Genomic DNA, 11,880 nt, shown 5'->3' with positions numbered 1-11,880 from the left:
AAGCCGAGGCATCGCCTCGGCTTTGTGCGTTAAAACCCCGGCCGGTGCGCCTGCCGGTGGTTGGTGCACTGCCTTAACGCCACCTTAGTGGCACAAACGACAACGGGTCGCCGGCGGGCTGACCAGGAAGCAAACCCAATACCATGAATTACAGTAGCTTACTCATTGCGATCGTGATTCTGTTCGGCGGGGCCTACCTGCTAGGGCGGAATCGTGCGCGAGCGCTGGCCAGTGCCGGCGGTTCGTTGCATTCGCTACCGACTCACTATGGCGCTTTAATGGCACTGTGGACCGGCCTACCCGCCGTTCTGCTGTTGCTGTTGTGGAGTATTTTACAAGGGCCTGTGGTCGATGCCTTGCTGGTCAAACAGCTGCCAGCCGCCATTCAACAGGGCACGGACATTGAAATTCAGTTAGCGCTGAGCAAGGTCCATAACCTGGCCCAAGGCGCTGGCCTGGCCGCTGATGCATCATTGCAGCCCGCCGTTGAGCACTTACTGGCCTTAGAGCAGCGCAACCGCGTCCTGCATATGGGTGGCGCACTGGTCATCGCGTTGCTCGGGTTGGGACTGAGCTGGCGCCGCTTGCGCCCATCGCTGCGTGCTCGCACCGAGGTCGAGCGCATTGTCAGCGTGCTGCTGTTTACCAGCTCGGGCATTGCGGTATTAACGACCTTCGGCATTCTGGCGTCGGTATTGTACGAAGCTTGGGCCTTCTTCCAGAAAGTAAACGTATTTGAGTTCCTGTTCGGCACCACTTGGTCGCCGCAGGTGGCGTTGCGAGAGGATCAATCCGGTTCGTCTGGCAGCTTTGGTGCGGTGCCGCTGTTTACCGGTACCTTGCTGATCTCCTTAATTGCCATGTCCATTGCCGTGCCGGTGGGGTTGATGTCGGCGATTTATTTGTCCGAATACGCCACACCAACGGTGCGCAAATACGCCAAGCCTGCGCTGGAAGTTTTGGCCGGTATTCCGACCGTGGTGTATGGCTTCTTTGCCGTCTTGACCGTAGCGCCGATGGTGCGAGACATCGGTGTGAGCATGGGCCTCGACGTTTCTTCGGAAAGTGCCCTGGCCGCTGGTCTGGTAATGGGCATTATGATCATTCCTTTTGTGTCGTCGCTGTCGGATGACGTCATCAATGCGGTGCCGCAATCGCTGCGCGATGGCAGCTACGGCCTAGGTGCGACGCGCAGTGAAACCGTGCGCCAGGTGATCATTCCTGCGGCGCTGCCCGGTATTGTTGGCGCCGTGATGCTGGCGGTATCGCGTGCCATTGGTGAAACCATGATCGTCGCCATGGCCGCTGGTCTGGCCGCCAACCTGACGGCTAATCCGCTCGACTCGGTGACCACGGTAACGGTGCAAATCGTCACCTTGCTGGTCGGTGACCAAGAGTTCGATTCACCGAAGACACTGGCGGCCTTCGCTCTGGGACTGGTGCTGTTCCTAGTGACATTGACGCTGAACTTTATCGCTCTGAAAGTGGTGCAGAAATACCGGGAGCAATATGACTAATTTAACTACCCGAGAAAAAGTCGAGCGCAGCATGAAGCGCCGCCGTGCGTCGGAGTCTCGTTTCCGTGCTTACGGTGTTGCTTCGGTGGTCTTTGGCCTTTTGTGTTTGGTGATTTTGTTTACCGACATTCTCAGAAACGGCGTATCGGCGTTTGAGCAAACCGTGATGGATGTCAGCATCGAACTGGATGGCGATTACCTCGGTATCGACAGCCAAGCCGATGACAGTGCGATTAAACTGGCCAACTTCGACGGTTTGGTGAAGCGTCATTTTGATCGCGAGGTGCAGCCTGAGCGCCGTGATCGTCGCCAGCTGTTTAGCTTAATCAGTGCTGGCGCGAGTTGGCAGCTGCAAAAAATGGTACTGGAAGACCCGTCGCTGGTAGGGCAAACGGTTAATGTCGCCTTGCTGATGGACGATGATGTCGACCAATGGTTTAAGCACTATCGTGGTCACAGTGCCCACCCAGTACTGAACGAAACGCAGCTAGGTTGGCTCAATCAATGGGCGGATGAAGGACGTTTGCACACCAACTTCAACACGCTGTTTTTCACCAATGGTGACTCCAGTGAGCCTGAACTGGCGGGCATTCGCGGTGCCATTACCGGCACCTTCCTGACCTTGATGGTGACTTTCTTGCTGTCGTTCCCGATTGGTATTGCCGCGGCCATCTATTTGGAAGAGTTTGCCCCGCGCAACAAGATTACCGAGTTTGTTGAAATCAACATCAACAACCTAGCCGCGGTGCCGTCGATCACCTTCGGCTTGCTTGGTTTGGCGATCTTTATCAACCTGTTCGGCGTTGCGCGTTCGACGCCGTTGGTAGGGGGCTTGGTGCTCACCTTAATGACCTTACCGACCATCATTATTTCTAGCCGGGCTGCCATCAAAGCCGTGCCACCGTCGATTCGCGAGGCGGCTTATGGTTTGGGTGCGTCGAAAATGCAGGTGGTGTTCCATCATGTGCTGCCGCTGGCATTGCCGGGCATGTTGACCGGTACCATCATTGGTATGGCCCAAGCCTTGGGCGAAACCGCGCCATTGTTGATGATTGGTATGATTGCCTTTGTGGTGGATGTACCGGGCTTTATTACCGATCCATCGACGGTACTGCCGGTACAGATTTACCTGTGGTCGAACGGCTCCGAAGCGGCCTTCACCGAACGTACCTCCGGCGCCATCATCGTGCTGCTGTGCTTCCTCATTACCATGAATGCCGCGGCCGTGTGGTTGCGTCGCAAACTGGAGCGCCGCTGGTAAGCGGCCGACCAGGCTACCAAGATTTAGTTAGGTACCAACATGAGCATTATTGAAAATCATACAACCAACGGTCAGGCCTTTTCTGAGGCGCCTAAGCTCCAGGCTCGCAATGTGGATGTGTTTTATGGCGACAAGCAGGCCATTTATGACGTCAGTTTCGACATTGGCGCCAATGAGGTGATCGCCCTGATTGGCCCATCGGGCTGTGGTAAATCGACCTTTTTGCGTTGCCTGAACCGTATGAACGACACCATTGATATCTGCCGCATTGAAGGCGATATCCTGCTGGATGAAGAAAACATCTACGACCCCAAGGTCGACGTCGTGCCCTTGCGTGCTCGGGTCGGCATGGTGTTCCAGAAGCCTAACCCGTTCCCCAAGTCGATTTATGACAACATCGCCTACGGCCCTCGCATTCACGGTTTGGCGCAGTCACGTGTAGAGTTGGATGAAATCGTCGAGCGCAGCCTGCAACGCGCCGGCTTGTGGAACGAGGTCAAAGACCGTTTGCACTCACCCGGCACCGGCTTATCGGGTGGTCAGCAGCAGCGCTTATGCATTGCCCGTACCATTGCCGTAGATCCTGAAGTGATCTTGATGGATGAGCCTTGCTCCGCGCTGGATCCGATTGCAACGGCTAAAATTGAAGAGTTGATCGACGAACTGCGTGAAAACTACACCATCGCCATCGTGACTCACTCCATGCAGCAAGCGGCGCGGGTATCGCAGCGCACGGCTTATTTCCACATGGGCCAGCTGATTGAAGTGAATCCGACGGACCAAGTGTTTACCACGCCCGAGCACTCACTCACCGAAGCCTACATTACTGGCCGCTTCGGCTAAGGACTGAATTATGGACATGAACTTCAATCAGCATATTTCTGGTCAGTTTAATGCTGATCTGGAGGCCATCCGCAACCACATGATGGGTATGGGTGGCCTAGTCGAGCGTCAGGTATCCGCAGCCATCGAAGCGATTTGTGGCGGCGATACCAGTGGTGCCGATGACATCATCCGCCGCGAGGACGAGGTCGACAACATGGAAGTGACCATCGACCACGAATGCACCCAGATTCTGGTTAGACGCCAGCCCGCCGCCTCAGATTTGCGCATGGTATTGGCGGTGTCGCGGGTGGTACGCGACTTAGAGCGCATCGGTGATGAAGCCTGCAAAATCGCCATTCACACCCTAGAAGTAGCGGATGCCAGCAACTCGCAAATTTGCCAGCAGTCATTGCGATACATGGGGGCGGAAGTGGTCAAAATGATCGCCGGCGCACTGGATGCCTTTGCCCGTGCCGACGTTGAGGGCGCCATCGAAGTGGTACGCAACGACAAGCTGGTCGACAAGCAATACGCTGCGGCCCTGCGCGAGCTGATTACCTACATGATGGAAGACCCGCGCTCCATTTCTCAGGCCATCAATATCCTGTGGATACTGCGCGCCCTTGAGCGCATTGGTGACCATGCCCGTAATATCTCTGAGCAAGTGATCTACCTAGTGAGCGGTACCGATGTGCGCCATACGCCATTGGCCGAAATGGAAGAGCAGGCGCAGAAAGACGACAGCGGCAATGCCTGATATTGATAGGCTCTCTTGCTGAATAAGAAAGCGGCGTTTCGGCCAACCGAAGCGCCGTTTTTTTATGCCTTTGGGAGAGGCTGCTAAGGTTGATAGCAGATGGTTGGTCAGTCGACATAAATTTGCAATAAAACTGTCATGTCGGCAGAGCTTGTCATAAAACTGCAATCTTTCTGCAACATGATTGTCACCCAAACGTAATACTCACTTTTTGGCGGAAATGCGATGAAAAAACATGCGTTGTGGTTGGCCCTGGCGGCACCTTTGACGGCCCAAGCGGCAGACACGATTGAAATTCAAATGCCGGACTTCTACGGCAAGCTGAATTTGACGGTACAGGCAAACGATGACAGCAAAGGTGATTACACCGAAGTCAGCAGCAATGCCTCGCGTTTGGGTTTAAAAGGCAAGGGCCAGCTCAAGCACGGCATCGAAGCCATCTATCAGGTTGAATATCAAACCACGCCCGATACCAAAGGTGGCGACTTCTCCCAACGTAATACCTTTATTGGTCTGCAAGGCGATGCTGGCCAGTTGATCATTGGTACCTTCGATACGCCGCTGAAAAAGCTGCAAAACAAAGTCGATCAGTTCAATGACCTAGAAGGCGACATCAAAAGCGCCATTACCAACAGCGACAACCGCATGGGCGACAGCGTCATGTACACCAGCCCACGCTTGGTTGGTTTGCAGTTGGCCGTGGATTACATCAGCTCCGAAGACCCAGACGTGAACGACGGCACCTCGGTGGCCCTGAACTATAACCATGGCCCTGTGTACGTAGGCGTAGCGCGCGACACCGACGTTGAAGCGGAAGGCATCGACGCGACCCGTGTCGTAGCCCAAGCGAAACTGGCGGGGTTACAGGTTGGAGCCTTGTGGGAACAGCAAGAAGCCGATGACATCGAAGCCGATGGCTGGGTTGCATCGCTGGCGTATAAGCTGGATGGCGGCGTGGCGTTAAAAGCGCAGTATGGCCAGTCCGACATTGTCGCTGAAGGCATGACCACCTACAGCGTCGGCGCTGACTACAGCCTGGGCAAAGGCGCCAAAGCCAAGCTGTTCTACACCGACGAAAGCGCGGATGACGACAGCAAAGACGCCAGCTACGCAGGCTTGGGTCTGGAATATAAGTTCTAAGGCCACACTGCTGAGCAGCGATCACAGCCATGTGATCGCTGTTGCTTAGATAACTTCCCAACAGCAGAGCTTCAAAAAATAAGTCGATAAAACCGGGGGCTGGTTTTATCGCTGCGCGCTCATATTATCCTCTGCACATCACTGCAGCTTAGACACTTCCAGCAAGCAAAAACACACGACGGACAAGCCGCCTGCTAAGGCGGGAAAACCTGTGCCTAGCGCGGGCCATCGCTTAAGCTCTGAGCCGGTATCTACGTTTTCTTTGAAGACGGCTTGCGCATTGTGCGCCGCCATGCCTCGCCCGATACCCCCAAGTTGGGCCACCGCATTGGTGAAGATGGCAAGGTCGAAATCTTTGAAATCACCGATAATATCGACTTTGCGGCACGCCCCATCGATACACAAAAGATCTCTGTGAATGATATCAGGGATCCAGAGTTAGATCGGCTTGAAAGGCATCGTGAACGCCTAAACATGCTTATCGATCAGCGCTATAAAAACGGTGAGTTGGACAAGGTAGCGGAGCTGCAAAAGAAACGCATCGCCCAGTCCGAAAAAATCGGTGAAGCCGTGGCCCGCAAACACTTCAACAACCTGGGTTATGAAGAAGTGGATTTGCCCAACGACTTGATGGGCAATGGCAAGCAAGGCACCTTTGATATGGTCTACCGCGATAAAGACGGCAATCTAGTGATTGTGGAAGCCAAGGGCGGCAATAGCCAGCTGGGCTCGCGAAAGTTGAAGTATGGTAAAAATAAAGACAGTCGGGCTCAGCAAGGTACGAAGGAGTATATGGATGATATTATTGCCAACTATGAGGCCAAACTAGGCAGTGAAAACTCTTTTGTTAAAGAACTTAAGAAGGCAAATAGGCGGGGTAATATTCGGTATACTGCTGTTCGTCAACCATTAACAAAAGATGGCTCACTGACTGGGCAGTACAAAGTCGATGAATTTAAAATTAAGTGAGGTTTTGTTATGATTTCAGCAGTTTTAACAAAAGAAAAGCATGAGTTGATACTCCCATTGTTAACAGAGGATATCGATGACCTTGCTGAATTTTATGAAAAAAATTCTTTGCCTTTGCGCAACTGGCTTCCCGGAACGATCGGTGATTATCAACAGTATTTAGCCTATGAGTGCTATATCAACCCTGGTAAAGAAACTACCTATTATATTATGCGCCGTTTGCAGCAGCTTTCTCTCGGTTGGTTGCAATGTCCATTGTATAACGGTGAGCTGTTTGATTTTGAGCTCGATGAAACCCTGCACGCCGTGTACGGAGATTCTGACGGTGAAGCTGCTGATGCGGTAAAGTGGTTTAGAGCACTGCAAACCGCCTGGGTTACGCGCAATCAAAAGGCCATTGATTTTTTGATGGGAATGGACTTTAGAGTCGTGCGCTCAGTCACGCCCTACGATGATTCAGTTTTTACCAGTATCGCTGCTTTGTATCGTAAACTGCATCTGCAGCAAGATATTCGTAATGCCTTGCTGGAAGCCCAATATAGCCCAACCACTTTGTCGCGCTTGGGTACATGGGCCGATACGGTCGAGCTGATTTATCTTCCCATCATCGATGTGATTGCCACCATTGCCTTTGAAGAAGGCGAGGTGAGATTTAATCAGGCAATCGAAAACGCCCTGCATAAGCACCAGAAAAAATACAGCAAAGACCCAGATATCGCGACGCCAGATACGGCATTATCATTACCTCTAATGGGCCTAGCAGCCTTGGCCTACGACCGCTTGGGTTATCGCGTGACGGTTGAAAACCGCTATATCCCTCAGTGGTTGGTGGAACATCAGGATTGGTCACAGCTACCGCCGTTGGCCGACGACAGCTTGCGGCTTAATTTCCCCGTGCGCACACGCAATCCATTGGAGAAATAATATGAGCATAATGCAACGTTTCCCCAACTATTTCGCCGACTACTGGTACGCCGACAGTCGCTCGCCCGAGCAGCTGGACGCCGAGCTGGTAAGCGAGCGCTTAACCGCGCTGAACTCCGCCGCCGATGAGCTGGCGTTATTAAACAGCGCTAGCCTCGAAGAGAAAATGCAGCACATTAATTTGTATTTGCACTACATGCTTAAAGCCGAAAGCCCAACGCTGATTTTGCAGCAATTGGCACCGGCGGTGTACGAGCTGTACAAGCTTAATATTCAGCGCTTCAACCCTAACAAAGACGCCGTGGCTGAGTATTTAACCAGCCATCTCGACGACATTGCAGTGGGTTTAAACGAAATTAACCGCGAGTTTGTCAGTTTCCATCGGCGCAAAGCCAGCAAATAGGGGGATCGAGTTTTTAAGTATCACCAAACCGGATGTTGATACTTAAACTCTCGGTTTAGCGCCTAGGTTTTTCGCGCCTTAGCAGGCCGCCTGAGTTGGCAATGGCTGTGCCCGCAGAGGCTGCCCGGACGGCAGCACCAGCCAACATCCTGCCGGGCATAGGCTTAGCGTTAACAATTACCTTGTTCGCGAACCACGAAGGACACCAAGTTTATGCTTCTGAAAATGGAGGTAAACTCAATATCGCAATGATTCGCCCGGCTACGCACGGGCTTTTCAGTTAAGGGGGGCCGCCCCCCTTAACAATCCCGCTCCCGGCCAAGATGGCGTGGCTAGACCACCAACCAGTTTGGCGACGGAGCGCGCACAAACAGGGCGAATCCCGCGCCCCGTTTGCTTGGCCAGCATCCCTGCTGCCCAGCTTGGTCGCCTTCACTGGTTGGCGGCGCCATCTCAGGCCGATTTGGCGTTGCGAGAGTGATGTTAATGACTGGAGACTTTGACGCGGCAAAGTGCGAGATGATTTTTTATATCTCGGTTTAGCGCCTTGGTTTTCCGCGCCTTAGCAGGCCGCCTGAGTTGGCAATGGCTGTGCCCGCAGGGGCTGCCTGGATGGCAGCACCAGCCAACATCCTGCCGGGATGCAGGCTGTTGGCGTTGTGGCGACCACAGCATTGGCAACTCAGGGATAACGGCCTGTGCAGCGCAGAGCAGGGAGTTCGCCCGCCCGGCGTGAGGGATAAGATCCCTCAAGGAGGGCATAGGGCTTGGCGGAAATAAAGCCGTATCTCAAAAATCCGTCGGCGCCGATTAATTGCCATATACTGCCATCGCCGCCTTGTTATAAAAGCCTGCTGCACTCGCGCAGAGCTATTTAGAGGTTCCCAATCTTGAGGATCAAACCATGAAAACGCACATCACTCACTGGGTGACCTTGGCCGCCCTCAGTACCTTGCTGGCTGCCTGCGGTGGCAGCGGCTCATCGGGCGATTCCAGCACCGTGGAAGTCACACCCGAACCCGACACCAACACTGAGCAAGAAAGCACAGTGCCAGCCAGTATGGATGAGCGCAGCCAACTGCTATTGCCCACCCATATTAACCATCGCCCAGTAAGCTGGATCGTCGACACTGACGATGCACCGCTGGAGCTGGTTAAAAACGAGCAAGGCCAGTTAACGCTGCACAGCCAAGACGTGGTGGAAGACACCCAGGTGGAATTAATCGCCAGCGATACCAGCCGCCATACCCTCACCATTAAAGAAATCGACGCGCAAAAACTGCCGCCTAAGCCAAAGTTCTTTGCTGCCCGCGAAACCATCGAAGGCATTGATACCGATGGCAATGGTGTACGCGATGAAGTGGAGCATGGCTTATATGAGCTATATGGCGATAAGTTTCAGCTTTATCGTGCGACATTATGGACGGCCTATCAGCTGCAGGAAAAGATGGAGGCAGCAAGCTCGGGTGACATGAAAAGGCTGATGAGAGTGAAGGATAAATCCATGGAAATGGTCTCTTGCTTCTCTGGTTTTTCTGGAGCTCGCTCTCATGAAATGATCGATTACTTAGTGAGTGTGCGTTCATTTGTTGTGAATACAGATGAAAGAAAAAATGCCTATTCTCAGTACTCCCAATGGGTTTCGATGAAGTCAAGAAAAGCCGTTGCAATGTCAAAGGATGAGTGTGAGAAATATGCAAAACCTTAATAAATATCTTGCGTTATCTCTGAGTGTTTTGGCATCGTTTTCACATTCAGAGAACTACTGTCCTGTTGTTGAGGGTGACTCCGATAGTGACGCTCCTCTAACTAAGGTATACTATTTACCCACGACATACACAGATCCAAGTGCTGTGGAGATTATACTTGATGAGGTTCGTAAAACTGACTTTCTGCGTGACGACAATATAGTCATTGATGAACTCCCTTCCTCCAACTCTTATACCGGCCCCGGCAGCTCTGAATACGACGGTCTGGCTTTGGCTATTGCTGAAAAGGTATTGGAGCGAGACAGTGCTGCTGCTGGCACAGCCATCGACCCTCATGTCGATAATGTGATCAACTTTTATAATAACGGCATTACCAATCGCCAAGCCGTGGATATCTATCGAGCGGGCACCAACAACGGTATTTTAACCGAGCCAGAAGCGGGCTTTAGTCGTGATATTAGCGATGAAATGGGCTACGTCATTCGTAGCGAAATGCGAAAAACCATCGAACGCCAACGTGAGCAGCTACAAGAGGGGGTTGAGCAAGTAGAAGCCGATATTATTGCCGGCCATAGGGTCATTCTGATTGGCCACGGTTACGGTGGCTTGCGTGCCAATGCTATTTTTGAAGCGCTACAAAAGCGTAACCCTGAGTTTTTGCCTTATGTGGCTGCCGTTAAAATGGGCAAAGTCAGTGAGCCAGCCTAATATCTCATTTTTCGGTTTAGCGCCTAGGTTTTCTGCGCCTTAGCAGTCCGCCTGAGTTGGCGTTGCGGCGACCACAGCATTAGCAAATCAGGGAGCTCGCCCGCCCGGCATGAGGGATACCCTCAAGGAGGGCATAGGGCTTGACGAAAAAGAAAACGTAGATACGGGGTCAGAGCTTAAGCTCTGACCCCAACTCAGTACCACAGCATGAATAACAAAGGGAGCTAGCCCGCCCGGCGCGAGGGGTAACCTCAAGGAAGGCAAGTGGCCGAGCAGCGTTTAACCCAATCTTGAGGATCAAACCATGAAAACGTACATCACTCACTGGGTGACCTTGGCCGCCCTCAGCACATTATTAGCCGCCTGCGGTGGCAGCGGCTCATCGGGCGATTCCAATGATTCACCCAATAACGACAGGGTGGAAGTCACACCCGAACCCGACACCAACACTGAGCAAGAAAGCACAGTGCCAGCCAGTATGGATGAGCGCAGCCAACTGCTATTGCCCACCCATATTAACCATCGCCCAGTCAGCTGGATCGTCGACACTGACGATGCACCGCTGGAGCTGGTTAAAAACGAGCAAGGCCAGCTAACGCTGCACAGCCAAGACGTGGTGGAAGATACCCAGGTGGAATTAGTCGCCAGCGATACCAGCCGTCATACCCTGACCATTAAAGAAATCGACGCGCAAAAACTGCCGCCTAAGCCAAAGTTCTTTGCTGCCCGCGAAACCATCGAAGGCGTTGATACCGATGACAATGGTGTCCGCGATGAAGTGGAACATGGCTTATATGAACTATATGGCGAGAGTTTTCAGCTTTATCGGGCGAGCTTATGGACAGCTTATGGTCTTCAAAAGAGGATGGAGGTAGCCGGTACCGAAGATCTAAAGCAGTTAACACATGCAAAGAATGAATACCAGAAAATGATCTCATGTTTTTTTGATTACTCGGGTACGCCGTATCACAAGGGCAATGACTATCGTTCGAGCATACAGTCATTTGTGGTTAATACAGATGAAAGGAAAGAATCTCACAATCAGTTCCTTAGTTGGTATGCAACCCAATCGAAAAAGTATGGAGATGTATCGCGTGAAGAGTGTGAAAAATATGCCAATCCTTAAGTATATTGTCACGGGTTTTCTAAGGCACCTCTGATTTTCACCTGAACTCGCCGAACCTAACCAGGAAATCAGAAAAAGTTGGGAAAGGCTGCCAATTCCCATGGCCTAGGCCCTTATTCGGGCCTTATTTTTGCCCAAAAACTGCATTTCTGCAGATTTTGGGCGCACTCGCCCTAGTTTAGGGTCGATTTCACTCTCAGCAGGTTGGTAAAACCTGCTAGCAAATACAAACGGTTGGTATTCTTCTTCAATCCGCGATAACGCACTTTGCTGTAACCGAATTGATTTTTAATGCGACTGAAAACATGCTCCACTTTAGAGCGCAGTTGTGATTTCACTTTTTCAAACTGATATTCCGCGCTTTCCTCTGTGTATTGCTGCCGCTTTTTATGCCGGCAGTTGATCAGCCAATCAATATTTTCCTTTGAGGAGTGCTCTTCTCGTTTCTGAATGCCGAGATATCCGGAGTCACCCAATACTCGTTGCTCTCCTCCGTGAAGCAGGTGCTGACTGGCGGCAATATCATGAACATTGGCTGTCG

Annotated in this window: 12 protein-coding genes; 11 read left to right on the top strand and 1 reads right to left on the bottom strand. The window is 52.2% G+C overall.

Annotated features, from left to right (window positions below; genetic code table 11):
- The first annotated feature begins 143 nt into the window (after positions 1–143).
- The 11 genes from pstC (at position 144) to IE090_RS11590 (ending at position 11,339) form a co-directional block, all read left to right on the top strand.
- Positions 144–1,517, top strand: a complete 1,374-nt coding sequence (gene pstC / locus IE090_RS11640) for a phosphate ABC transporter permease subunit PstC (protein WP_189388560.1) — start codon at positions 144–146, stop codon at positions 1,515–1,517.
- Positions 1,510–2,778, top strand: coding sequence for a phosphate ABC transporter permease PstA (gene pstA, locus IE090_RS11635; protein WP_189388559.1), 1,269 nt, complete (start codon positions 1,510–1,512; stop codon positions 2,776–2,778). The genes pstC and pstA overlap by 8 nt, the downstream gene beginning before the upstream one ends.
- Positions 2,779–2,817: 39 nt before the next feature.
- Positions 2,818–3,621, top strand: a complete 804-nt coding sequence (gene pstB / locus IE090_RS11630; protein ID WP_189388558.1) for a phosphate ABC transporter ATP-binding protein PstB — start codon at positions 2,818–2,820, stop codon at positions 3,619–3,621.
- Between the two features lie 10 nt (positions 3,622–3,631).
- Entirely contained in the window at positions 3,632–4,360 is a 729-nt protein-coding gene (phoU, locus tag IE090_RS11625; protein ID WP_189388557.1) for a phosphate signaling complex protein PhoU, read from the top strand.
- A gap of 225 nt (positions 4,361–4,585) precedes the next feature.
- A complete protein-coding gene (locus tag IE090_RS11620) occupies positions 4,586–5,500 on the top strand; it encodes a porin (RefSeq protein WP_189388556.1) in 915 nt (304 codons plus the stop codon).
- Positions 5,501–5,773: 273 nt separating this feature from the next.
- Entirely contained in the window at positions 5,774–6,469 is a 696-nt protein-coding gene (locus tag IE090_RS11615) for a hypothetical protein (RefSeq protein WP_189388555.1), read from the top strand.
- A gap of 9 nt (positions 6,470–6,478) precedes the next feature.
- A complete protein-coding gene (locus tag IE090_RS11610) occupies positions 6,479–7,393 on the top strand; it encodes an immunity 49 family protein (protein ID WP_189388554.1) in 915 nt (304 codons plus the stop codon).
- Position 7,394: 1 nt separating this feature from the next.
- A complete protein-coding gene (locus IE090_RS11605) occupies positions 7,395–7,796 on the top strand; it encodes a hypothetical protein (RefSeq protein WP_189388553.1) in 402 nt (133 codons plus the stop codon).
- Between the two features lie 904 nt (positions 7,797–8,700).
- A complete protein-coding gene (locus IE090_RS11600) occupies positions 8,701–9,504 on the top strand; it encodes a hypothetical protein (protein ID WP_189388552.1) in 804 nt (267 codons plus the stop codon).
- 145 nt (positions 9,505–9,649) lie between these two features.
- Complete coding sequence (locus tag IE090_RS11595; RefSeq protein ID WP_189388551.1) at positions 9,650–10,213, top strand: hypothetical protein; 564 nt, start codon at positions 9,650–9,652, stop codon at positions 10,211–10,213.
- A 304-nt stretch (positions 10,214–10,517) separates the two neighbouring features.
- Positions 10,518–11,339, top strand: a complete 822-nt coding sequence (locus IE090_RS11590; protein WP_189388550.1) for a hypothetical protein — start codon at positions 10,518–10,520, stop codon at positions 11,337–11,339.
- A 173-nt stretch (positions 11,340–11,512) separates the two neighbouring features.
- Here IE090_RS11590 and IE090_RS17850 read toward each other — a convergent pair.
- Positions 11,513–11,880 (bottom strand): transposase (locus IE090_RS17850; RefSeq protein ID WP_229815737.1); only part of this gene is annotated, 368 nt, incomplete at its 5' end.

Origin of the sequence: Bacterioplanes sanyensis, from assembly GCF_014652515.1 — a bacterium.
GTDB classification, from domain to species: Bacteria; Pseudomonadota; Gammaproteobacteria; order Pseudomonadales; family Oceanobacteraceae; genus Bacterioplanes; species Bacterioplanes sanyensis.
Note: the sequence above shows the minus strand (reverse complement) of the source record. Positions and strands in the feature narration are given on the sequence as shown.